This window comes from Streptomyces sp. NPDC048277 (genome assembly GCF_040652235.1).
Classification (GTDB): Bacteria; Actinomycetota; Actinomycetes; order Streptomycetales; family Streptomycetaceae; genus Streptomyces.
Genome location: NZ_JBEZLQ010000009.1, coordinates 106,037 through 128,897 on the forward strand (window position 1 = coordinate 106,037; position 22,861 = coordinate 128,897).

Consider the following 22,861-nt stretch of genomic DNA (forward strand, 5'->3'; position numbering starts at 1 on the left):
GGCAGATGGTGTCCACGGACCGGATCCTGGCCTTCGCGGCGATGTCACTGCTGGTCATCGCGATCCCCGGACCGAGCGTGCTGTTCGTGATCGGCCGGGCGCTGGCCCACGGCCGCCGCACCGCCGTGGCGACCGCCGTCGGCAACGTCCTCGGCTCGTACCTGCTGGTGGTGGCGGTCGCGTTCGGCATCGGCTCGCTGGTGGAACGCTCGGTGACGGTGTATCTGACGGTCAAGCTGCTGGGCGCGGCCTACCTGGTGTATCTCGGCGTCCAGGCCTTCCGGCACCGCAGGGAACTGAAGGCCTCGGCGATCCGGCGGGCCCCGGCGGGCGAACCGCGCGGCGATCTGCGTACGGTCCTGGACGGCGTCCTGGTGGGCGCCACGAACCCCAAGGGCGTGGTCTTCTTCGCCGCGGTCCTCCCCCAGTTCGTCGACCACACGGCCGGCCGTGTCCCCGCCCAGATGCTGCTGCTCGGCCTGGTCCCCATCTCCATCGGCCTGGTCACGGACACCCTGTGGGGCCTGACCGCGTCGGCGGCCCGCACCTGGTTCGCCCGCTCGGACCGCCGGCTGTCCCTCATCGGCGGCGCGGGCGGCATGGCGATGATCGGGCTGGGTGTGACGGTGGCGGTGACGGGCCGGGCGGACTGACCCGTCACTTGTCCACGACCGTCCCGAACCGGATGTCGTACGGCGTGCCGGGGTGACGGTCGAGGGTGGCGCGGTTGAGGGCGCGGGTGCCGAGGACCGGTCCGGACGGCTTCTTGGTCATACCGCGCACGCTAATCCCCATGGCGGACACCTCCTGTCCGCGTCTCTCACCGAATTCCGTCCCCGTCCCGCCCCGGATTCCCTCCGCCGGGCCCGTATGCCCCGTATATCCTGCTGCGAGACTCACTGATCACGCGTGATCACTTGGCCCACGCGGATCACATGGATCACACGGATCACGTCGATGCAGGCTCCACCGAGAGGCGGCCCGCGATGTCCGAGCGACGCCCCAGCCCGGTCTCGAAGAACGCGGGGAACGGCAGGAACGGCCGCAGCACCAGAAGGTCGGTCTGGCGCCGCGCGCTGCCGCCGGAGCAGGACACGGCCGAGCTGCCGGAGCCCGGCGCCGGGCCGGCCGTGGAGTCCGGCGAGCCGCTGAGCATCGTGGAGGCGGCGCTGTACCGCGACGGGGTGCGCGTCTCGACGCCGGCGACCCTCGCGGAGACGTACCGGGAGCTGCGCGAGCAGTCCGCGGGCATGGCGTGGATCGGGCTGGCCCGTCCCACCTCGGACGAACTCCTCTCGCTGGCCTCGGAGTTCGGTCTGCATCCGCTCGCGGTCGAGGACGCGATGGAGGCCCACCAGCGTCCGAAGCTGGAACGGTACGGCAGCACGCTCTTCGTCGTCCTGCGCGCCGCCCGCTATCTGGACGCGCCGGAGGAGGTCGACTTCGCCGAACTGCACGTCTTCGTGGGCCCGGACTTCGTGATCACGGTCCGCCATGGCGCGGCCCCCGACCTCTCCGCGGTCCGCCGCCGTATGGAGGACTCCCCCGACCTCCTCAAACTCGGCCCCGAGGCGGTTCTCTACGCCATACTCGACGCGGTGGTGGACGGCTACGCCCCGGTCGTCTCCGGCGTCCAGAACGACATCGACGAGATCGAGACGGAGGTCTTCCGCGGCGACCCGGAGGTCTCCCGCCGTATCTACGAACTCTCCCGCGAGATGGTCGAGTTCCAGCGCGCCACCCGCCCCCTCGTCGGCATGCTGCACGGCCTGATGGCCGGCTTCACGAAGTACGAGACCGACGAGGAACTCCAGCGCTACCTCCGCGACGTCGCCGACCACGTCACCCACATCAGCGAACGCGTGGACGGCTTCCGCCAGGCCCTCACGGAAATCCTCACGGTCAACGCGACCCTGGTCACCCAACAACAGAACGCGGAGATGCGCGCACTGGCGGAGGCGGGCTTCGAACAGAACGAGGAGATCAAGAAGATCTCGAGCTGGGCCGCGATTCTGTTTGCTCCGACACTCGTCGGCACGATCTACGGCATGAACTTCCGGGAGATGCCGGAGCTGCACTGGGCACTCGGCTACCCCTTCGCGGTCGTCCTGATGGCCGTCGTATGCACCAGCCTGTACCTCATCTTCAAGCGCAAGGACTGGCTCTGAGCAACCGGCTGCGACCGCTACTCGCTTTGTCGGTGGCCGACCGGCTCCAGCAGGTCGCCGTGCACGAATTCGACGAGGTCGGTAGCCTTCCCGGTGGTCGTCCGGTGGCGGCCGTGTCGGTCAGCGGGTGCGGGGGCTGCTGGTGTAGACGTCCGTACGGTTCTGTGGTGCGCCGGAGTTGGTCTCGGTGAGCACCGGGCGTAGTCCCTTGCCGTCTGCCGTCAGGCCTTGGTAGTCGCCGAGGAAGTAGCCGCCGGCGAACGGCGCCTGCAGCCAGTCGAAGATCCGCGAGATCCGTCGTTCGGTCCGGAGCTTCGGGTTTCCCTGCCGCAGCGTGGTCAGTTGGTAGGCGGTGGGCAGGGTGGTGGTGTTGCCGGGCTTGAGGAAGCGCAGGTCGTAGTAGGTGAGCGCGACCGTGCTCCGCTCGGCGACCGCGATCGACGGCGAGAAGGCCGGAACGCCCTTGGGGCTGATCAGCTCCGGCCTCCCCCAGGTGCGTCCGCCGTCGGTGGACCGTACGAGCTGGACGGAGTCGAACTTTCCGGCGGAGAAGTCCGAGCCCTCGTAGGCCATGTACAGCGTGCCCGTCCTGGGGTCGACGGCCGGGCTCGGCAGGGTGGCCCCGGCGCGCAGCGCCTTGGCGGGGTCGTTCGGGTCGACCTCCGGTACGGAGGTGTCCCGGGCCACGGTGACCGGGGCGCTCCAGGTCCTTCCGGCGTCGGTCGAGGTGACCATCGCATAGTGGGCTTCGAGGACGGTGTTCAGGTCGTCGGCCAAGGTGATCGTGTCGAAGAAGTCGTACAGCGTGCCGGTGCGCCGGTCGACGACGATCAGGTGGCCGATGGTCTGGGTGTTGGGCACGGCGCTGGTGACGACGAACGGCCGGGCCCTGCTCCAGGTGCGGCCGCCGTCGCGGGTGAGGGAGATGTAGCCGGGGCCGTCGAGGGAGCTGGGGCCGGGTGGGTCGTTGTCGAGGCGGTCCCAGACCTGGTAGGCGGTGCCCTTGCGGATCGGGTCGGCGGTGAGGGAGGGCTTGTCGTTGAAGAACGGCTGCTCGTCGACGTGCGTGGTGGTGAGGTTCCGCCAGGTTCGGCCGCCGTCTCGGGACGTGACCGCCAGGAGGGCGGTGCGCGTGCTCTTCGTGAAGTCGACGCCCTCCCCGCCGGCGTAGACCGTGCCGTCCGGTCCGGTGCTCACCCAGGGGTCGGTGGCCCGTTCGTAGTCCGCGCCGCCGGGGGCGCACAGGCTGAACGGCAGCGTGCTCCGGTGGAAGATGTGGCCGTCCGTCGTCCAGCCGGCCGCCAGGCCACGGGCGCCGCCGTCGTTCCAGCGGTCCTGCTGGAACACGGTGACCACGCGCCTGGGGTCGCGGGGGTCGACGGACAGGTACGGCTCGACCTCGGTGCCCGGGTAGACGATGCTGTCGGGGGACCTCGCTCCGATGGTGCACTTCGCGTACGGGTCGCCGTAGGACACCTTGACCAGTGGTGTGCCGTCGGGGTTCCGGTCCGCTGCGGCGGGAGCCGCGCCGGTGGCCGTGACGAGCAGGAGCGCGGCGGTGGTGACGGCGGTCAGGGGCAGCGGAACGCGCATGCGGGATCTCCTCCGGGCCTGCCGGCCGGGGTACGGGACCGCCGTCATCGGAGCGGCCTGGGGCACGGAGGCGTACCGGAACGCGAGGTGGGGCGACTCCGCTTGGTCCTTTTCGGCGTTGCGGCCGGTGCCCTTGATGGGCCGAACGACGGAGTCGTCCCGGGGGCGTGGAGGAGCACGGCGGAGCCGACCGGCGGGTGCACCGTGCCGGTCGGCTCCTTGGTCGTGGTGTTACGGCGCCGTCTCGTGGGTCCGGTCCCCGGAGAGGGCCGTGGGCTGTGGGCCGTGGGCGCGTGCCGCGTGCCGCGTGCCGCGTGCCGGTCGGCGATGCCGGCCAGGTCGGCCGCCTCCTCGGCGTCCGCCATCGCGAGTGCCGTCACTCTGCCCACCGGGGCCGTCGGCAGGAGCGGGGCGACGTGGCCCCGGCGGTGACAGCGCCGACGGCCTCCCGCCGCTGCCGGCGGGTGGCTGCCCCGAGCGGTCCGCTAACGCGGTTCGTGGGCCGCAGCCCGGCAGGCACCGGTCGCGGCGCCGCCCGCCACTCCGGCTCCGGTCAGTCCGGTGACACAACTCTGCAGGTCTCCGACCACGCCACGGCTGCAGGCCGCTGTGACGGAGTCGGAAGCGGTGGCACCGGCCAGTTCGGCCATCCGTGTGCAGGCGGGGATGTCCGCCCGGGCCGCGGGAGCGGCGAGGACCGCGCCACCGAGGGTGAGCGTCAGGCCGGTGAGGGCACCGGCGATACGGGTCGACGTGCGCATGGGACGCACCTGCCTTCCGTTGGTCGCGCGGTCCGGGTCCCGGCGGGCCGGACCCACGCGGTACGGCCGCCTGACGACGCCCGGTGAGTGGTGCCCCGGCCGGCGGGCTCAGGGACCGACCGCACGATTCCGCGTCGCATCCGTCGAGCCGCGCCGGAACATGGTCGCCAGGCGGAAGGAGAGGGCCCCGGACCGGATGAGTCGCACTCGGACCTCCACTCGCGGGCCCCTCACTCCAGCGTCGCATCCTCTCCCCCGCCCGTCCTGGGCATCCAGGGAGGCAACCGCGCTGAGTGACCGCTCCTGCGCGAAGCGCGGCAGCCGGCGACGGCATTCCCTGTGGATGGCAGCCCTTGTTTTCACCGCCTGCAGTTGAACCACAGCGTCATCGGCGTGGGATTTATGCGTCACCAGAACACCCCTGCGCCCGGCACAGGACAGGCGGTTCTCTTTCTGGAGACCGTCCGTATTCGATTCGCGGACCGATGTCGTCGTCTTCGGTCATTCCGTTTCGTCCGAGCCTCCGTCGGAAAAGGGGAAGCAGTCGTGCCGGGCACAGGCCCCGACAGTGCGAGGCCCCGGCTCGTCGCCGTGGGCAGTGCGACCCCGCCGACCTCCTACAGCCGGCAGGAGTTGTTGGAGGAATTCCGGATCGAGGACCCGCGGGTCAGATCACTCTTTCTGAACGGCGGTATACAGCGGCGCGGGCCGATCCGGGCGACATCGGCTACCTGTGCTGCGTGTCCTCCACCGGATAAAGTCCTGTTCCCCGGGCTCCGCGACATGCTGGAGAATTCCGGCACGCCTCATTGCGGCCGATGCCGCTACCGGGATTCCTACGACGCCGAGACATCCGGCGAGTTCGGAGGAGTGGAACTCTGCGACGACTGCCGCCACGAGTGGCAGGTCCACCTCGGCGACTTCCCGGGCCTGGCGGCGAAGGTGCTCCTGCCGCTGTGTGAACCCGCCTTCTGTGAAGGCACGGATGAAATGACTACTGTCGGCGAAATGCCGGCGTGCGGCGAGTTCCGAGACGCTCGGTGCAACGGCCTGACGGAGAACATGAGTTGGCGGGCGAGGACGGAAGGGGAGAGATCGGGATCGGCGAGGCGGATGTCCGGTTTCTTCCTGGAGGTCCCCACCGGCGGACCTCTACCTGGCGAAGACGATCCTGCACGACTGGGACGATGCCCAGAGCCCGGCCGCCCCGAATTCGACGCCCTTTTCGCGGCCTCGGGATGGCACCGCTCGAAGACGTACCCCGTCGGTGGCGGCTGCTTCGGCATGGAACTCGTAACCCTCTGACGGGACGTACCGGGTGCCGCACCGTGCGGGCAGGTGGACACGCGCGGGGATGCAACGGGCTGTCACCCGTGGGGAGGTAGTGTGTTCAAGGCTCGAACGGCCCTTCGTGAGACCCGCGTTGGCCACCGTGACGGACAGGTCGTCCGTCCGAGCCGCCCGCACGCGACCTCTGAAAATGGAGCTGAGCAACGTGTCGACCGGCGGCGGACAGCTGCGGAGCCGGGCCGCCATAGCAGCCCTCTTCTGCACGATCGCCCTGTTACCCGGCCCGAGTTACGCGACCCCGGGCACCCCCGATCCGCGAAACGACAAGTCGATCGAGGAGATCCACGACGAACTGGACGGCCTCTACCGCGCGGCGGAGGTGGCCACCGAGGCGTACGACGCCGCGGACGAGAAGGCGGCCGAGCAGGAGAAGCGGCTGACGTCGCTCCACAAGGACCTGGCCCGCAGCGAGGGCCGGCTGGCCGATCTGCACGACCTCGCGGGCGCGGCGGCCCGGACGCAGTACCGCGGGGGCAATCTCGACTCGACCGGGCTCCAGTTGCTGCTCGGCGACCACCCCGAGCACGCCCTGGACGACGCCGCCCAGGCCCGCCAGGCGTTGCGGAGCCTGGTCAACGTCTCCGAGTCCCAGAAGACCGCCCGCGCCGAGCTGAGCCGGCAGACCGACGCCGCGGCCCAGAAGCTGCGGGAGTTGCGGACCAGCCGGGCGGAGAAGGCCGAGGCGAAGGGGAAGATCGAGAAGAAGATCGCCGAGGCCGAGCAGATCGAGGCGGGGCTCAAGAAGGAACAGACCCGCAAGCTGGCCCAGTTGGAGAAGGACCAGGCGCAGCAGGCCAAGGCCAAGTGGGCCGACTCCGGCTACGGCGGCGGTACCTCGACCGGAACCGGCGCGGGCGACGGCCGGACGAAGGCGAGCGGAGCAGCCGGCAAGGCCGTCGACTTCGCCCTGGCGCAGATCGGCAAACCGTACGTGTGGGGCGCCGTGGGGCCCTCGTCGTACGACTGCTCGGGACTCACCTCCACGGCCTGGGCGGCGGCCGGGCACCCCATACCCCGTACCTCGCAGGCGCAGTGGCAGGGACTGACCCGGGTCGGTCTGTCGTCCGTGCAGCCCGGAGACCTGATCATCTACTACGACGCCACCCACGTGGGCATGTACATAGGGGATGGGATGATCGTCCACGCCCCGCGGCCCGGGCGCACGGTCACGACCGCCCCGGCCGCCTCCATGCCCATCCTCGGTGTGGTCCGACCCGGAGTCTGAGCGGATGACCTCCTCACTGACACCCCGTGACAAGGGGAACCTGCCCGTGCTCAGCGCACCGCCGCTGATCCGGCTCGACGCCTATGTGGCCGAGGACGGGTCGACGGTGGTCAACGGCCATCTGCTGGAGATGGGCGGCACACGGCAGCCCAACGAGGCGATCCTCGACGCCATCGCCATGTTCGCCCGCACCCTGGGGGCACCGGTGGCGGCCACCGTGATCGACCGCACCGAGATGCAGGTGGCACGCCTGCGCGTGTACCCCGACGGCTCCAGCCGGACCATCGGCGACGAGGAGGACCTGCCACCCGGGCGCGAGCGTACCGCCGCGGAGGAGGAGGCCTTCCCTCCGCTCGCCCGCGTCGAACGCATCATCCAGCACGCGCAGCGCGAGGAACTGCACGCCGCGTTCGTCCTCGCCAGCGCGCTGCGGGAGCACCTCACGCTGCGCAGGGGCGCGGAGGACGAACTCTCGCTGGAGGCACGGGCGATCGAGGCGTACCTCGCGTATCTGCGCGGCGACTACATGCTCTCCACCGTCCTCGCCCTGACCGTCGCACGCATCCGCTGCCGCACCGACCTCGGCCGGGCGGCGCCCGAGGTGGCCCGCGCCACCGCGGCCTGGCAACGGCTCCTGGACGACGGCCAGGTGGCCACCCGCGGAGAGGAACTGCTGCGCATGTGGGAGCACCTCTCCTCGGCGGGCCTGCTGCTGGAACCGTCCCACCAGGCCATGGCCCAGGCAGTCAAGAGCCGGCTCGAACGGGGCGGCCCGTCCGTGTCGGCCCCGGACACGGCATCTGGCACGGCACCGGCCCTGACCGCGGGCGACGAGCCGGTCGCTCCCGAGGACGAGCCCCTCAAGCCCACCCGGCGGGGGCTGCGGCGTTTCACCCGCCGGCCGCGTTGATCCCCGCCCGCCGACGGGCGGTGGCGTGCGCGGCCCCGCCCGTCCGGCTCGCCGCGCGTCACCGCTCGGCGATGCCTAGGCTTGACTCGTCATCGCCGGGCGGTCATGCGGACTCCCGCGTGCAGCGGGTGGCGGACCGGCCGCCTGCGGCACCGGAACCGGAACCGGAAGGCAGTCTCGTCATGGCTACTGCACCTGAGTTCGACACTCCCGTTCTCGACACGATCGCCGCGATGACGATCGACTCCATCGAGCATTGCCACATGGACGAGCGCACGCTCATCCTCAGCCGCATCGCCGCGCTGGTGGCCATGGACGCCCCCGCGATCTCCTACCTGGCCCACGTCAACCCCGCGATCAAGGCCCAGTTCACCGTCGAGCAGTTGCAGGATCTCCTCGTCGCGATCGCCCCCGTCGTGGGAACGGCACGCGTCATGTCCGCGGCCGGTCACATCGCCCAGGCCTTCGGCGTCGCACTCGACCTGGCCGACAGCGAGGCCGAAGCCATAGCCCAGGCCGAGGCCGACAGCCGCACCATCACCTGAAACAGCCTGAAACAGCAGGGCCGTCCGCCGCCCCCTGACGATCCGCAGCGCCGGGTGTCAGGGGGCCGGGGTTTCCTGGTCGTCCGGGGCAGGGGCGGGCCGGGGCGTGTGCTCGGCGCGACGGCGCAGCAGGTGGCGTACGGCTACGACGGCGAGGGCGGCGCCCACCGCGCCGAGGACGTACAACTCGTAGCGCTGGATCTCCGGATAGAGGGTGCCGATGTGGCCCCCGGCGAGGGCGCCCAGGGTCACCCAGACGCCCACCCACAGCGCCGCTCCCAGGGCGTTGAAGACGAGGAACCGGCGCCAGGGCATCTCGCTGAGCCCGGCGACGATGCCGTTGGCCTGGCGCAGTCCCTCGACGAAGCGGGCGACGGTGACGACCTTGCCGCCGTGGCGGGTGAAGAACGCCTCGGCCCTGGCGACGCGCGCCGGGGTGAGCAGCACGTAGCGGCCGTACCGCGTCACCAGGCGGTGGCCGCCGAAGCGGCCGATCGCGTAGCCGATGTTGTCGCCGCAGACGGCGGCGAGGAACGCGACCACGGCGACCGCCACGACGTTCAGCTGCCCCGCTCCCGCGTACACGGCGGCGGCGATCAGCACCGTCTCCCCGGGGACCGGCACACCGAAGTCCTCCAGGAGGAGCAGGCCGCCGACCGCCGCGTACCCCCAGTGGTCGAGCAGCGGGGCCAGGTCGGCGAACACCCCGGGCAGGGGCGGTGCGGTCATCGCGGATCACCTCTGCAGTCGAGGCTACCGGGCGGGCGGCGGCGCGGGCCCGGCCCAGGTGCCCGCGCCGCGGCCGGTGCGCAAGATTTCCGCAAGGTCCGTGCCGCACCGTTTGTACGCAACGCGCAACGCGCGGCGCGCATCACGGGACGAGGGAGGACGTATGAAGAGCAGGGCAAGGCGATGGGCGTTGAAGGCCGGGGCCGCTCTGGCGGCGGGCGCGGGGCTCGCCGTGCTGTCTCCGGCACCGTACGCCCAGGCCGGCACGTCGTGCACGCTGGCCGGCTGCTCGGAGACCTACAACTACTCGGGCCTGCTGGCCCTCGCGGTACGTGACTGGACGTGTTCCTCGGGCACCACCGGTTCGGCCAGCACGGGCTGCGTCTCGCTCAGCCACACCCGCTGGCTGAGCGACGGCACCCGCACGCCCAGCGGCCAGGACTGGGACGCGTTCCAGGTGGACGCCGGCTGGTGCTACCTGGTGGAACTGCACACGCCGGGCAAGAAGTGGTACGTCGACTACGACCGACGCGGCAAGTCGACCCCGGTCTACGTCAAGGTCGAGGACTGGGGCGTGGCCTACCTGCGCGGCCAGTCCACCACCACCTGCCCCTGAGCCGGTCCGCGGCCGGCCGGTCACCGCCGGTCAGCCGCGTACCGCGGCCAGGCACTCGTCGTACAGGTCCATGATGTCGCCCTCGCCGCCGTTGTCGACCCACGCCATCGATGCCGCGTCCAGACACGCGAACGCCGTCGCGATCACCGCGCGGGCCCTCGGATCAGTGCCGCCGGCGGCAGCACCCATGCGCGCCTCGACGAGCGGCAGCAGATCCTCCTGGAACCGCAGCCGCTTCTCGAGCCAGCCGGCACGCAGCGAGGCGGTGGTGTGCAGGAGACGGAACCGCTCCAGGGCCTGCTCACGGCTGTCGTGCAGGGCCAGTACCGCGGCGACCCCCGCGCGCAGGGCCTCCCAGACGCCGACGTCGGCCGGCAGTTCGCCGATCGTGTCCGTCAGGACCTGCCCGAACCGGTTCTGGTCACCGCCGAGCAGGTCCTCCTTGGTGCCGAAGTAGCGGAAGAGGGTGCGCTGGGAGACACCGGCCTCCCGGGCGATCTGGGCGATGGTCGTCTCGTCGTAGCCCTGCTCGGTGAACAGGCGCAGGGCCGTTTCGAGGATCTCCCGGGACGCCAGCTGCCGGGTCCGGTCCCACAGCGTGGCCGGCGCACCTGTCGCTGTCCTGGCTTCCTGCTTCATGCGCCCAGGTTATCCCAGCACTGCCAGGGCGGCACTCGCTCGCAACTTGGCAGTCGCTGCCAACCAGTCGTACGCTGCCACGAGGTGGTCGGCGATCACGCCCACCTCCCCGCAGCACGCACAAGGAGCGCATCATGTCCGCACCCGCAGCCCTGATCACCGGTGGAACCAGCGGCATCGGCAGGGCGACCGCCGAACTGCTTCACTCGCGCGGCTACCGCGTCATGGTCACCGGCGTCAGCGGCATCGCCGACGCCGGACTTCCCGAAGACGTCACGGTCGTCCGGGCCGACGCGCGGTCCCTGCCGGACATCGACCACGCGACGGAGCAGGCGCGCCGCCAGTTCGGCTCCCTCGACCTGCTCTTCCTCAACGCGGGCATCTCCCGGCCCGGCCCGATCGAGTCGACCGACGAAGCCGCCTTCGACGCCCTGTTCGAGACCAACGTCAAGGGCACCTTCTTCACCCTGCAAAAGGCGCTTCCGCTCCTCAACGAGGGTGCCTCGGTCGTGTTCACCGTGGGCGCCGGCGAAGGGCTCGGAGCCGCCATGACGGCCGCCAAGGGAGCACTGCTGCCCCTCATGCGGTCCCTCGCCCTCGAACTCGCCCCCCGCCGGATCCGCGTCAACGCCGTCAGCCCGGGACTGATCGACACCCCTGCCTACGGCAAGCTGGGCATCTCCCGGGAAACGGTCGACTCCTGGGGCCGGGACGTCCCGCTGGGCCGCGCCGGAGCTCCCGCCGACATCGCCGAGGCCGTCGCCTTCCTCGCCTCGGACGCCGCCGGCTACATCACCGGCGACAACCTCACCGTCTCCGGGGGCATCGGCGTCCGCGCCGGCGCCTGACGAACGTCAGGACTGGGCGGTGTAGCCGGTCACGTCGCCGATCCAGGTGATGAAGTCGGCCGGGTCCTCGTCGGCGCCGTGGGCGGCGTCCCAGTACATGAGGGCGTTGACGTCGTCGCCGAGGTTCTCCAGGCTCAGGGCCAGGTTGCCGAGGATGGTCAGCGAGGTGTCGGTGTCCTTGGTGCCGGTGCGGATCCACCAGTACTTGGCCCGGTCGTCGTTGCCGTCGCCGATGAAGTACATCGGGTTCATCAGTTCCAGCTTGGCGGGGATGTCGCTGTCGAGTGACGTGCCGCCGGTGCCGGAGGTGTCGTTGGCCAGGCTGTAGTCGGTGAAGTGCCGGGCCTCGGTGGTGTCGACGCCGAACTCGTTGTTCTCGCCCGCCGACAGGTCGAAGGCGTCGAATGCCGGGGCGTCCTTGCCGCGGGACCCGACGTGGTCGAGGTAGTCCGACCAGGAGAACGACGCCGCCGAGCCGTCCCAGGTGATGAAGGTGTTGGAGGACAGGTAGGTGGTCCGGTCGGAGTCCGACAGGTCCGCCAGGTAGCTGGTGGCCGCCGGTATCAGGTAGGTCGCCAGCAGGTAGTCGTCGAGGTTGTCGGTGGTGATGGTGCCGTAGTCGTCCGCGGTCAGGCCGAGCGAGGTCTGGTACGTCTCGAACAGGGCCTTCAGATCCGCGGAGACGTCCTGGTCGACCTCCTCGCCGCTGCTGAGCGTGTTGGTGCCCCAGCACCACTCGTAGGCGCCGTCGGCGTTCTCCAGGTCGGTGATGGGGCACCAGGCGCCGGTCGCGTAGATCACGTCGTCGGCGTCGGCCGCGCCGAGCTCACTCAGGTAGTCGTCGTACAGCGAACTGCCGCCGGAGGCTCCCAGCAGCGCCGACAGGGCGCCGCCGGCGCTGGTGCCGGCCGTGACGATCTTGTCGGTGTCGCCCGGGATGGTGCCCGCGTTGTAGCGCACGTACCGGATCGCGGCCTTGAGGTCCACGATCGCCGCCGGAGCGGTGCCGTAGTAGTCGCCGCTGGAGTCCACCAGGGTCCGGCCCCGCGCGCCCGGCTCCACGGCGACGTACCCGGCCGCGATCGCCAGCTGCGCCCGGCTGCTGCTCACGCCCGTGTTGGACGACACCGAGGAGGGGAGGTAGCCGCCGATCGAGTTGGCGACGAGGATCGGGGCGTCGGTGGCGTCCACGGCGGTGCCGTCGATCGACACGGGAACGCTGACGGTCAGGCTCTGGTAGGTCTCGTCCACCGGGTCGGTGACGTAGGTGATCGCGCTCCAGAAGTGGTACGTGACCTCCTTGTCGCCGTCGTCGGTGGTGATCGTCGTGGTGATCTCGGTGTACGCGTCGGGGTCGAAGGCCAGCGAGCCGGACGCGGTCGAGGCGGCCGGGGCGGCACCCGCCGCGTACGCGCTGCCGGCGATCCCCACCATCGGTACGGCGATGGCGGCCGCGGCGATTCCCTTGATCAGGGCCCTGCGCTTCAATTCGTGCGGCATTTCGTGCGTCATGTCGTGCGTCATTTCGTGTCTCCTTCGCATGGCGCAGCAGTTTCCGAACCGCTGCCGACGGGGTTACACCTGCAACTGACCACAGCGCACACCCGGTCTGGCCAACTGGCCCCGGGTGCAAGGGAAATCGAGGGAGTGCTGCAGTGATGGGCGCTTGCCTCGATCCCGGCAGCGAACGCATTTCAGTGGCGACAAAATCGTCAACAATTCCAGGGGTTTCACCGTCAACCCATAGCGGCCGCGCTGAAATCTGAGATTCCTGAAAATCGCCCGTCAGACGTGGTGCGGTACGACGGCAACCGGGCAGTCCGCGTGGTGCAGCAGGGTGTGGCCCACCCGGCCCAGTTGCAGGCCGGGACGGCCGTGCCGGCGACGGGCGCCGACGATCACGAGGTCGGCGGCGGCCGAGCGGTTCACCAGGATCCGGTGCGCCGGGCCCTCGACCGTCACGCTCCGCACCCTGACCGTCGGATGCTCGGCCATGGGCGCGCGCAGCAGCGTGTCGAGCAGTGCCGAGGCGTTCCGCTCGGCTTCCCCGGCGGGTTGCGCGGACCGCGTGGAGCGGCGCCAGGCGCGGACCACGTCCAGGGTGCAGCCGCGTGCCTCGGCCTCGCGGAAGGCGAACCGCGCGGCCGTGCCGCCGCTCTCCGGGTCACCGGCGGCGAGCAGGATCCGCTCATGGGTGCCGGCCGTACCGGCCCGGTCGCCGCGGACCACGATCACCGGGCAGTGCGCGCGGGCGGCCACCGTCAGACCGACGGAACCGAGGAGCATCCCCTTCAGCTCGCCCCGGCCGCGCGATCCGGTCACCAGCGCGCAGGCGGTGTCGCCCTCGTGCAGCAGTGCGTCCACCGCGTCCTCCGGGACGATGCCGGTGGTGACCTCGGCCTCCGGGGCCCGTCGGACGGCGCGCTCGGCGGCCGCGGCGACGATGTGTTCGGCCAGTACGCGCTCGCCCGCGCCCGGGCCTTCCAGGTCGGCCGCGGGAGTGCCGCCCTCGTAGCGTTCCCAGAGGGAGGCGTACACCAGCCGCAGCGGTACGCCGTGGCGGGCGGCCTCGGCCGCCGCCCAGTCGACCGCGAGCAGGCTCGCGTCCGATCCGTCGACGCCCACGACCAGGGGCAGTGTCATCGTCCCCACCGCCTTCCCTCGGACTTCCGCCTCGTGGCGCAAGGGGCTCCGATCTCACCGTCGCACCCGTCGGCGGCGGGCGCGAGGGACCACTCGGCCTGTAGGGGCCGGTCTGCCCTGGTGGTGCGGGCGTTCCCGTGGTGTGCTGGAGGTGGCGGGAAGGACCCGACACAGACGCGGGGAAGCGGCCGGCCACGACCGTGCACCGCGCAATCAGGATCCGCGAGAAGCGGATGGAGCCCTTCCCGCCCTGTCGTCCGTCGTACGTCGGTCGCGTCCGCCCGGCCCTCTCCGCGGCGCGGGCCGAAGAGCCCTGCCGGGAGGGTCCGGGCGGCCCTTGGTGCACGCGTTCCGCCGGGCACACCCTGAAGAGAGGGACCCGAGGAGGCAACCATGCACGGCAGCCCGCACACCGTCCGCGACGTGATGACGCGCGCCGCTGTCGCCGTCGGCCGTGACGCCCCGTTCAAGGACGTCGTCGCGCTGATGGACGAGTGGAAGGTCAGTGCCCTCCCCGTGCTGGAGGGCGAGGGCAGGGTGATCGGCGTCGTGTCCGAGGCCGATCTGCTGCCCAAGGAGGAGTTCCGGGACAGCGACCCGGACCGGTTCACCCAGCGGGACCGGCTGGCCGACCTGGCCAAGGCCGGCGGGCTGACCGCCGAAGAGCTGATGAGCACGCCCGCCGTGACCGTGCACGCCGACGCCACCCTGGCGGAGGCCGCGCGCATCATGGCGCGGCGCGGGGTCAAGCGGCTGCCCGTCGTCGACGGGGTCGGCATGCTCGAAGGCGTGGTCAGCCGTGCGGACCTGCTCAAGGTGTTCCTGCGCGAGGACGAGGAACTGGCCGAGGAGGTGTGCCGGGAGGTCGTCGACCGGCTGTTCCCCATCTCCGCCGACCACATCCGGGTCGAGGTCTCCGAGGGAGTCGTCACCCTCACCGGATGGATCGACAGCCCGGCACTGGCACCGGTGGCCGAACGCCTGGCAGGCGCCGTGGAGGGCGTGGTCGGCGTCCGCTGCCACCTGTCCCCGGTGTCCGTACGCAGCGACCCGCTGTGACAGGTCTGCACGGTCCCGCTGTGACTGGTGCGCGCAGTGGTGTGCGCGGACCCTGTCGGCCGCCGCTCACCCCTTGCCGCCGCTGAGGTTGCGCCACTGGGGGCCGACCCGCTGCCACTCGGCGTCCCAGTCGGCGAGGCGTTGCTCGAAGATACGGCGGCGGAGCAGCCAGCCGGCGCCCCATACCGCGGTCCCGGTCAGCTGTGCCGCCAGGGCACCGCCCATGACCGCGCTGAACGTCGACTCCGCGATGCTCGGCGGGGCGGAGACGAGCCGCTCGTTCCGGTCCGCCCAGACCTGGAGCCGGCTGCCCGCCGTGGCCGTGGGGAGGGCCTTCGCCCTGCCGGTGTGCGCGGAGCCGTCCGCGGCCGTCCAGCGCACGGTGACCCATGCCTTTCCGACGTCGTAGCCACTCGCGATGAGCGAGCCGTCCGTCGCGTTCTCCGTCAGTTCGGCGGCCATCGCGTGGACCCCGGCGCGCCGGTCGGCGAACCTCTGGTCCACCGCGCCGCCCGCGGCCCAGCCGGCGAGCGCTCCGCCGACGAGGGCGAGGGCCCAGACGGCGAGCACGATCCAGGCTTCGACGACGTCGCCGTGCCGCCGCAGCGGGTTGCGCCGCCACCGCCACAGACACCCTCGCGACAGCCGCGACCACGACCGCCGGGAACGGCCCGCGGTCCCACGGCTCTTTCCGATCATGGTTCCGCACCTCCCTCCACGGTGTCAGGACCGCGGCGCTCCTTCGGTGTCCGGGGCGGGCCGGTCGCGGGGTCCGGTCAGCGCGCAGTCGACGTCGACGACCCCGTCCACGCTCCGCACCCACCCGGCGGCCACCGGCACCAGCGCGGGGTCCGGGACCCGGCCGGTGAGGGTCACGACGCCGTCGCGGACCCGCACCTCGACCGGTTCGGCCGTGTCCGCGAAGACGTGCGGGAGGACCTCGCGCCGAATCTCCTCGGCGATGTCCTCGTCGTCCCGCAGGTACACCTTGAGCAGGTCGACGCGGCTGACCACACCGAGGAGCGTGCCGTCGGCGTCGACCACCGGAAGCCGTTTGACCCGGTGCCGGGCCATCGTGCGCGCGGCCTGCGGCAGCGTGGCGTCGGCCTGGACGGTGACGGCCGGGGTGGTCATCAGCTCGCCGGCGGTCGCCGCGGCGGCCCTGGTGAGGTCGTCCGGGCGCAGCGGCCGGGCGGGGCCCTCCGGGGCGCCGTCACGGACCTCCTCCTTGTGCAGCAGGTCCGCCTCCGACACGACCCCCATGACATGGCCCTCGTCGTCGAGGACGGGAACCGCGCTGACCCGCCAGCGCCGCATGGTCCGCACGATGTCCTTGAACACCGCGCCACGGCGCACGGCGACGACGGTGCGGGTCATCACGTCGGTCACGGCGTAGGAAGTACCGGTCATGGCGACCTCCACAGGTCGGGTGCCGTCGTACGGCACATCTCCAGGGTCCGTCACCTCGCCGTGACCGGCATGGGCCGAGCGGTCCCCGGCGGTGGTCCGGGTTTCCCCCCGCCCCGGAAGAGGCCCGCGGCGGGGCGGGCGCTGCGCCCTCATCGCTCCCCTCGGCCCTTCAGCTGCTGCGCGATGCCCGAGGCCCACGCCGCCACGGCTTCGAAGTCACGGAAGTCGCCGCCCTTCCCCGAGCGCAGGATCCTGCGGGCCAGAAACCCGTCCGCGTCGTCATCGAGGCAGCCGCCGAAGGTGGCGTGCCCCCGGGCGTGCAGGTCGTCCATGGCACGCCGGACCGCACGCACCGGCGGGATGTCCCCGTCGGAGGCGGAGGTGTCCAGCGGGCCGCTGCTGAAGAACCACACGGGCAGCCGGGCCAGATCGGGGCGGTGCCGGCGGATGAACCTGCGGGCGTCCTTGTGCCAGCGGCCGGCGTACAGCGCGCCGCCGACCACGACCGCGTCGTACGGCGTCGTGAACGGCACGGACGCGGCCCGCATCGTCTCGACGGTGAGCCCGTTCTCACGCAGCGCGTCGGCGATCGCCTCGGCGATGTGGGCCGTCGACCCGTTCCTGGTGCCGTAGGTGACCAACACGGTGCCGGTCATGGGGATGTTCCTCCTCAGCGCAGTCGGCGCAGGTAGGGGTCCTGGGGCCGGCGTGGCAGCAGCCGTACGCGTGCGTCGAGCACGGTGACGCCGCCGGGTGCCGCGAGGACCGGGTTGAAGTCGGCCTCGGCGAGCTGCGGCAGGTCCGCCGCCATCCGGGACAGCCGCAGGAGCAGCTGTTCCAGGGCTTCGAGGTCGACGGGTCCGTCGCCGCGCGTGCCGAACAGCAGGGGTGCGCAGCGCGGTGACGTGATCAGGTCGTGCACGTCGTGGTCGGTGAGCGGGGCGAGCCGGGCGGCGTGGTCGGCGAGCACCTCGGTGGCCGTACCGCCGAGCCCGAACAGCACCAGCGGGCCGAAGACCTCGTCCTGGACGACTCCCGCGAACAGTTCGGTGCCGCGGCCGGCGAGCGACTGGACGACCACGCCGGTCATCAGGTCGCCGAAGCGGCTCTCCAGGTCCCGGAAGGCGTCCCGGACCTGCCGTTCGCCGCGCAGGTCGAGGCGGACCGCCCGCTCCTCGCTCTTGTGGACGAGGCCCGGCCAGTGGGCCTTCATGACGACCCGGCCGTCGGCACCGCGCAGCCGTTCGGCGGCGCGTACCGCGTCGTCCTCGGTCTCGGCCCAGGCCCAGGGGATCTGCGGGATGCCGTAGCAGGCGAGCAGGTCGGCGCAGACGCGCGGGTCGAGCCAGCCGCCGTCGGGGTGTGCGGCCAGGTAGGTGTCGGCGAGGGTCCGGGCGCGCCCGGTGTCGACGTCGTCGAGCTCCGGTACGGTGCCGGCCGGGCGGGCCAGCCAGGCCGCGCGTTCGGCGGCGTGCGCCAACGCGCGTGCCGCCGCCTGCGGTTCGGCGTAGGCGGGGACGGTGCCGCCCTCGCCGGCGGGCAGCAGCCTGACCGGCAGGTCCTGTTCCAGGCGTACGGCGAGGAGCGGCTTGGGCCTGCGGCCGGGCGTGCCGGTGAGGGCGCGGAGCAGGTCGTCGCCGGTGGCGGTGGCGAGGGCCGTCGGGACCAGGGCCACCAGTACGGCGTCGACGCCCGGGTAGCGCATGAGCCGGTCGACGCAGTCCGTGAGCTGTTCCTCGGTGACGGCGGCGGTGGCGTCGACCGGGTTGCCCATGGCCGCGCCCTCGGGCAGCACGCCGAGCAGTTCGTCGGTCATCGCGGGGGTGAACGGCGGCAGGGTGAGCCCCGCCTCGGCACAGGCGTCGGCGGCCAGTACCCCGGCGCCGCCCGCGTTGGTGACGATCGCGACGCGGTTGCCCTCCGGCAGCGTCTGGGAGTGCATCAGGGCGGCCGCTTCGAGGAGTTCGCCGACGGAGCGGGTGGCGGTGATGCCGGCCTGGGTGAACAGGGCCCGGCGGGTCATGGTGGGGGTGGCGGCGGCCGCGGTGTGCGAGGCGGCGGCGCGCCGTCCGGCCGCGGACCGGCCGGCGTCCACGGTCAGCACCGGCATGCGGCGGGCGACCCTGCGGGCGGTGCGGGAGAAGGCGCGGGGGTTGCCGAAGGACTCCAGGTGCAGCAGGGCGAGGTCGGTACGGCCGTCGGTCTCCCACCACTGGAGCATGTCGTTGCCGCTGACGTCGTACTTGTCGCCGAGCGAGACGAAGGACGAGACACCGATGCCGAGCCGGGACAGTCCGTCGAGCAGGGCGATGCCGATGCCGCCGGACTGTACGGCGACGCCGGCGCTGCCGGGGCGCGGGTGGCCGTCGGCGAAGGTGGCGTCGAGGCGCAGTCGGGGGTCGGTCTGGGAGAGGCCCAGGCAGTTGGGGCCGACCAGGCGCATGCCGTGGGTGCGGCAGGCGGCCAGGAGATCCCGGGCCTGCTCGGCGTCCAGGCCCGCCGTCACGACGAGGAGGGCGCGGACGCCCGCCTTGCCGCACTCCTCGGCGATCCCCGGCACCGCCGGCGCGGGCACCGCCACGACCACCAGGTCCGGGGTCCTCGGCAGGGCGCTCACGGACGGGTGGCACGGCACGCCGAGCACCGACGTCGCACCGGGGTTCACGGCGAAGAGACGGCGGGTGAAGCCGCCGGTGCGGATGTGGTGGAGGATCGCCCGGCCGACCGAACCGGGTTTGCGTCCGGCGCCGACGACGGCGACGGTCTCCGGGCACAGCAGCGGCCTCAGGCTCGCCACGTCGGCGGCGCTGCCGCGGGCCTCCACCGCCGAGAGGTAGGTGTCGTCCTCGTCGAGGTGGATGGTGCAGCACGTCTCGGTGCCCTCGAAACGGCGGGTCGTACGCAGGCCCAGGTCGGCGAAGAGGCGGAGCACCTCGCGGTTCTCGCTCAGCGCGTCGGCCGTGAAGGCGCGGACACCGTCGGCGCGGGCCGCCGACACCAGGTGCTCGATGAGCAGGGTGCCGACGCCCCGGTGGTGCAGTCCGTCGGCGACGGCCACGGAGATCTCCGCCGGGCCCTCCTTCCCGCCGGTGTCGTACTCGGCGAGGCCGAGCACCCGGCCCCGTGCCTCGGCCAGCAGCGCCCGGTAGCCGGGGCGGGCCGGGGCACAGGCCCGGTCGGCCGCCAGGCCCGCCGAGCGGGGGCTCGCGGAGAAGAACCTCAGACGGAGGTTCTCCGGGGACATCTCCTCGTAGAAACCCTTCAGCCGGACGTGATCGCCGGGCGTCACGGGCCGGATGCACACGGTCGTCCCGTCCGCGAGCAGCGCGTGGGCGGGGGGTCGCTCAAGCAGATCGTCGGTCATCGCGGTTCTCCTCCAAACCGGTTGGCCCTCCGAGCATCGGGCGCGGCGCGGCGCACTCCCATGGGCTGTCCGGGACGGGACGGGGGCCGAACGGCCCCGATCGGCAGCCGGGACCGCGGCGGGACCGGCAGCCAGCCACCCGCCGTACACGACCCACAGCCAGTGACCGACACCGAACGCGCCCGGCGGCCGGAGTGACCGTCGGGTAGATCGGTCTCGCCGTGATGCGGTCGGTGGTGCGTCGGCGTGTGTCCGGGGTGCGTGCCCCTTCCTCGGCCAGTACGGTGACGTCCTGGTGTTCGGCCTGGGACAGGGGACGGCACCGCGGGTACGTCATCGGGCGGTGGAGGCGGCATGGCCGGCAAGAACGCGGCGGAGCTGCCGCGCAAGGTGTACGAGACGGAACTGCTGCGCCTGCAGACCGAGTTGGTGAAGCTGCAGGAGTGGGTGCGGGCGACCGGCGCCCGGCTGGTCGTGGTCTTCGAGGGGCGGGACGCGGCCGGCAAGGGCGGCACGATCAAGCGGGTGACCGAGCACCTCAATCCGCGCATCGCCCGGATCGCGGCGCTGCCGAAGCCGACCGAGCGCGAGCGCACGCAGTGGTACTTCCAGCGGTACGTGGAACATCTGCCGGCCGCCGGGGAGATCGTGCTGTTCGACCGGTCCTGGTACAACCGGGCCGGCGTCGAGCACGTGATGGGTTTCTGCACGCCGGAGGAGCACCAGCTCTTCCTGCGCCAGTGCCCCATCTTCGAGCGGATGCTGGTCGAGGCCGGGATCCTGCTGCGCAAGTACTGGTTCTCGGTGAGCGACACCGAACAGCAGGAGCGTTTCCGTAAGCGGCTGGAGGACCCGCTGCGGCGCTGGAAGCTCTCGCCGATGGACCTGGAGTCGATCACCCACTGGGAGGCCTACTCCCGGGCCAAGGACGAGATGCTGGTGCACACCGACGTCTCCGAGGCGCCCTGGTACGTCGTGGAGAGCGACGACAAGCGCCGGGCGCGGCTGAACATGATCGCGCACCTGCTGTCGACGGTGCCGTACCACGACGTTCCGCCGCCGGTGCTGGAGCTGCCCGACCGGCCGCCGTCGACCGGCTACCAGCGCCCGCCGCGGAATCTGCAGACCTACGTCCCCGATCACGCGGCGGGCCTCTGACCGGTCGGCGCCCGGCGCGGCCACCCGTCGGCGCGGGCGAAGGGCCGCCGGGACCCAGGTCCGTGCCCGGGTGGATCATGGGAGCAGGAGCGGAGAGGCGGCGCATGACCGACGGCAGAAGCGGACACCCGGGGTGGCGCCGGCTGGTGCCCGGACTCGCCTCGCTGCTGGGCTACCGGCGCACCTGGCTCAGGGGCGACCTGCTGGCCGGGGTGACCGTCGCCGCGTATCTGGTGCCGCAGGTCATGGCGTACGCCGGGGTCGCCGGTCTGCCCCCGGTCACCGGCCTGTGGGCGATCCTGCCCGCCCTGGCCCTGTACGCCCTGTTCGGCTCCTCACGGCTGCTGTCGGTCGGCCCGGAGTCGACGACCGCCCTGATGACCGCCACGGTGGTCGCCCCGCTGGCGGGCGGCGACCCGGACCGGTACGCCGTCCTGGCGGCCGGCCTCGCCGCCACGGTCGGCCTGCTCTGCCTGATCGCGCGGGCGGCCCGGCTGGGCTTCCTGGCGGATCTCCTCTCCCGCCCGGTCCTGATCGGCTACCTGGCGGGCGTGGCCCTGATCATGGTCGTGGACCAGTTGCCCAAACTCACCGGGGTACGGACCACGGGTACCGAGTTCTTCCGCCAACTCTGGTCGTTCTTCGCGCACTTGGGTGACGTCCACGTGCCGACCCTGGTCTTCTCGGCCGCGGCCCTGCTCTTCCTGCTGCTCGTGACGCGGTACTTCCGTGCGCTCCCCGGCCCGCTGCTGACGGTGGTCCTGGGCACCGCGGCCGTGGTGCTGTTCGGCCTCGACGACCGTTACGGCATCAAGGTCATCGGGACGCTCCCCGAGGGGCTGCCCGGCCTCGCGGTACCGGACCTGACCGAGCTGCCGGGCCTGGTCCTCCCGGCCCTCGGTGTCCTCCTGGTGGCGTACACGGACTTCATCCTCACCGCTCGCGCGTTCACCACCCGGGGCCCGGACGACGGCCCCGAGCTCGACGCGAACCAGGAGTTCCTGGCCCTGGGAGCCGCCAACCTCGGGGCGGGCGCGCTGCACGGCTTCCCGGTGAGCAGCAGCGCCAGCCGCACCGCCCTGGCCACCTCGGCCGGCGCCCGCAGCCAGGCGTACTCCCTGGTCGCCGGGGCCCTGGTACTGGCCGTCCTGCTCTTCCTCAGCCCTCTGCTGGCCCGGACGCCCGCCGCCGTGCTCGGCGCGCTGGTGGTCTACGCGGCGATCCGCATGATCGACCTCGCCGGCTTCCGCCGCCTGGCCTCCTTCCGCCGCCGCGAACTGCTTCTCGCGCTCGGCTGTCTGGCCGGGGTCCTCGCCCTGGACATCCTCTACGGTGTGCTGGTCGCCGTCGGCCTGTCGCTGGCCGAGCTGCTCACCCGCGTGGCACGCCCGCACGACGCGGTCGAGGGCCTGGTGCCCGGCGTGGCGGGCATGCACGACGTGGACGACTACCCGACGGCCCGTACGATCCCGGGCCTGCTGGTCTACCGCTACGACTCGCCCCTGTTCTTCGCCAACGCCGAGGACTTCCACCGCCGGGCGCTGGCCGCCGTGGACGAACAGACCGAGCCCGTCCGCTGGTTCGTCCTCAACACCGAGGCCAACGTGGAGGTCGACATCACGGCCCTCGACGCGGTGGACGAACTCCGCCGCGAACTCATCGCGCGGGACGTCGTGTTCGCCCTCGCCCGGGTGAAGAAGGACCTGCTGGAGAGCCTGGAGGCGTACGGCCTCGCGGACTCGGTCGGCCATGACCTCATCTTCCCGACCCTGCCCACGGCGGTGTCGGCGTACCGCGCGTGGCAGGCGGCACACCCCGAGCGACCGTGACAGTGGGGCCGTCC

General features: G+C 72.0%; 21 protein-coding genes. 11 read left to right on the forward strand and 10 right to left on the reverse strand.

Features of this window, described 5'->3' with window-relative positions; genetic code table 11:
* Positions 1 to 5: 5 nt before the first annotated feature.
* Positions 6 to 653, forward strand: coding sequence for a LysE family translocator (locus AB0D85_RS20870; RefSeq protein WP_362322164.1), 648 nt, complete (start codon positions 6 to 8; stop codon positions 651 to 653).
* A gap of 333 nt (positions 654 to 986) precedes the next feature.
* Positions 987 to 2,168: a magnesium and cobalt transport protein CorA gene (locus tag AB0D85_RS20875; RefSeq protein ID WP_362322166.1), complete on the forward strand. Its 1,182-nt coding sequence runs from the start codon at positions 987 to 989 to the stop codon at positions 2,166 to 2,168.
* A gap of 120 nt (positions 2,169 to 2,288) precedes the next feature.
* On the opposite strand, the gene AB0D85_RS20880 is transcribed toward AB0D85_RS20875, so the two are convergent.
* Positions 2,289 to 3,761, reverse strand: coding sequence for a sialidase family protein (locus AB0D85_RS20880; RefSeq protein WP_362322168.1), 1,473 nt, complete (start codon positions 3,759 to 3,761; stop codon positions 2,289 to 2,291).
* A gap of 485 nt (positions 3,762 to 4,246) precedes the next feature.
* Positions 4,247 to 4,522 carry a hypothetical protein gene (locus tag AB0D85_RS20885; RefSeq protein ID WP_351713601.1) on the reverse strand — a complete coding sequence of 92 codons (276 nt, stop codon included), beginning with the start codon at positions 4,520 to 4,522 and terminating at the stop codon, positions 4,247 to 4,249.
* 783 nt (positions 4,523 to 5,305) lie between these two features.
* On the opposite strand from AB0D85_RS20885, the gene AB0D85_RS20890 reads away from it, so the two are divergent.
* The 4 genes from AB0D85_RS20890 to AB0D85_RS20905 all read left to right on the forward strand — a co-directional run bounded on the left by AB0D85_RS20890 (position 5,306) and on the right by AB0D85_RS20905 (position 8,552).
* Entirely contained in the window at positions 5,306 to 5,827 is a 522-nt protein-coding gene (locus AB0D85_RS20890; protein ID WP_362322171.1) for a hypothetical protein, read from the forward strand.
* Positions 5,828 to 6,002: 175 nt separating this feature from the next.
* Positions 6,003 to 7,097: an NlpC/P60 family protein gene (locus AB0D85_RS20895; protein WP_362322173.1), complete on the forward strand. Its 1,095-nt coding sequence runs from the start codon at positions 6,003 to 6,005 to the stop codon at positions 7,095 to 7,097.
* A gap of 4 nt (positions 7,098 to 7,101) precedes the next feature.
* Positions 7,102 to 8,007, forward strand: coding sequence for a hypothetical protein (locus tag AB0D85_RS20900; RefSeq protein WP_362322175.1), 906 nt, complete (start codon positions 7,102 to 7,104; stop codon positions 8,005 to 8,007).
* Between the two features lie 182 nt (positions 8,008 to 8,189).
* Positions 8,190 to 8,552 carry a carboxymuconolactone decarboxylase gene (locus AB0D85_RS20905; protein ID WP_362322177.1) on the forward strand — a complete coding sequence of 121 codons (363 nt, stop codon included), beginning with the start codon at positions 8,190 to 8,192 and terminating at the stop codon, positions 8,550 to 8,552.
* A 57-nt stretch (positions 8,553 to 8,609) separates the two neighbouring features.
* On the opposite strand, the gene AB0D85_RS20910 is transcribed toward AB0D85_RS20905, so the two are convergent.
* The gene (locus AB0D85_RS20910; RefSeq protein WP_362322179.1) at positions 8,610 to 9,281 is read right to left on the reverse strand and encodes a DedA family protein; all 672 of its coding nucleotides are present in this window, start codon (positions 9,279 to 9,281) and stop codon (positions 8,610 to 8,612) included.
* 163 nt (positions 9,282 to 9,444) lie between these two features.
* Between AB0D85_RS20910 and AB0D85_RS20915 the strand changes: the two genes are divergently transcribed.
* Positions 9,445 to 9,897 carry a hypothetical protein gene (locus AB0D85_RS20915; protein WP_362322181.1) on the forward strand — a complete coding sequence of 151 codons (453 nt, stop codon included), beginning with the start codon at positions 9,445 to 9,447 and terminating at the stop codon, positions 9,895 to 9,897.
* Positions 9,898 to 9,927: 30 nt separating this feature from the next.
* On the opposite strand, the gene AB0D85_RS20920 is transcribed toward AB0D85_RS20915, so the two are convergent.
* The gene (locus AB0D85_RS20920; protein ID WP_362322183.1) at positions 9,928 to 10,536 is read right to left on the reverse strand and encodes a helix-turn-helix domain-containing protein; all 609 of its coding nucleotides are present in this window, start codon (positions 10,534 to 10,536) and stop codon (positions 9,928 to 9,930) included.
* Positions 10,537 to 10,670: 134 nt separating this feature from the next.
* Between AB0D85_RS20920 and AB0D85_RS20925 the strand changes: the two genes are divergently transcribed.
* The gene (locus AB0D85_RS20925) at positions 10,671 to 11,384 is read left to right on the forward strand and encodes an SDR family oxidoreductase (RefSeq protein WP_362322185.1); all 714 of its coding nucleotides are present in this window, start codon (positions 10,671 to 10,673) and stop codon (positions 11,382 to 11,384) included.
* A 6-nt stretch (positions 11,385 to 11,390) separates the two neighbouring features.
* On the opposite strand, the gene AB0D85_RS20930 is transcribed toward AB0D85_RS20925, so the two are convergent.
* Both AB0D85_RS20930 and AB0D85_RS20935 read right to left on the reverse strand, forming a co-directional pair.
* The gene (locus AB0D85_RS20930; protein WP_362322187.1) at positions 11,391 to 12,908 is read right to left on the reverse strand and encodes a subtype B tannase; all 1,518 of its coding nucleotides are present in this window, start codon (positions 12,906 to 12,908) and stop codon (positions 11,391 to 11,393) included.
* 261 nt (positions 12,909 to 13,169) lie between these two features.
* Positions 13,170 to 14,027: a universal stress protein gene (locus tag AB0D85_RS20935; RefSeq protein WP_362322189.1), complete on the reverse strand. Its 858-nt coding sequence runs from the start codon at positions 14,025 to 14,027 to the stop codon at positions 13,170 to 13,172.
* A gap of 393 nt (positions 14,028 to 14,420) precedes the next feature.
* On the opposite strand from AB0D85_RS20935, the gene AB0D85_RS20940 reads away from it, so the two are divergent.
* Positions 14,421 to 15,086: a CBS domain-containing protein gene (locus AB0D85_RS20940; RefSeq protein WP_362322191.1), complete on the forward strand. Its 666-nt coding sequence runs from the start codon at positions 14,421 to 14,423 to the stop codon at positions 15,084 to 15,086.
* Positions 15,087 to 15,152: 66 nt separating this feature from the next.
* Here AB0D85_RS20940 and AB0D85_RS20945 read toward each other — a convergent pair whose 3' ends face one another.
* From AB0D85_RS20945 to AB0D85_RS20960, 4 genes are all read right to left on the reverse strand, one after another.
* On the reverse strand, positions 15,153 to 15,785 hold the full coding sequence (locus tag AB0D85_RS20945) for a hypothetical protein (protein ID WP_362322192.1): 633 nt from the start codon (positions 15,783 to 15,785) through the stop codon (positions 15,153 to 15,155).
* A 24-nt stretch (positions 15,786 to 15,809) separates the two neighbouring features.
* The gene (locus AB0D85_RS20950) at positions 15,810 to 16,496 is read right to left on the reverse strand and encodes a CBS domain-containing protein (RefSeq protein WP_362322194.1); all 687 of its coding nucleotides are present in this window, start codon (positions 16,494 to 16,496) and stop codon (positions 15,810 to 15,812) included.
* A gap of 149 nt (positions 16,497 to 16,645) precedes the next feature.
* Positions 16,646 to 17,152 carry a flavodoxin domain-containing protein gene (locus AB0D85_RS20955; RefSeq protein WP_362322196.1) on the reverse strand — a complete coding sequence of 169 codons (507 nt, stop codon included), beginning with the start codon at positions 17,150 to 17,152 and terminating at the stop codon, positions 16,646 to 16,648.
* 14 nt (positions 17,153 to 17,166) lie between these two features.
* Positions 17,167 to 19,860 carry a GNAT family N-acetyltransferase gene (locus tag AB0D85_RS20960; RefSeq protein ID WP_362322198.1) on the reverse strand — a complete coding sequence of 898 codons (2,694 nt, stop codon included), beginning with the start codon at positions 19,858 to 19,860 and terminating at the stop codon, positions 17,167 to 17,169.
* A gap of 354 nt (positions 19,861 to 20,214) precedes the next feature.
* On the opposite strand from AB0D85_RS20960, the gene ppk2 reads away from it, so the two are divergent.
* A complete protein-coding gene (ppk2, locus tag AB0D85_RS20965) occupies positions 20,215 to 21,018 on the forward strand; it encodes a polyphosphate kinase 2 (protein WP_362322200.1) in 804 nt (267 codons plus the stop codon).
* Between the two features lie 104 nt (positions 21,019 to 21,122).
* Entirely contained in the window at positions 21,123 to 22,847 is a 1,725-nt protein-coding gene (gene sulP, locus AB0D85_RS20970; protein ID WP_362322202.1) for a sulfate permease, read from the forward strand.
* The last annotated feature ends 14 nt before the right edge of the window (positions 22,848 to 22,861 follow it).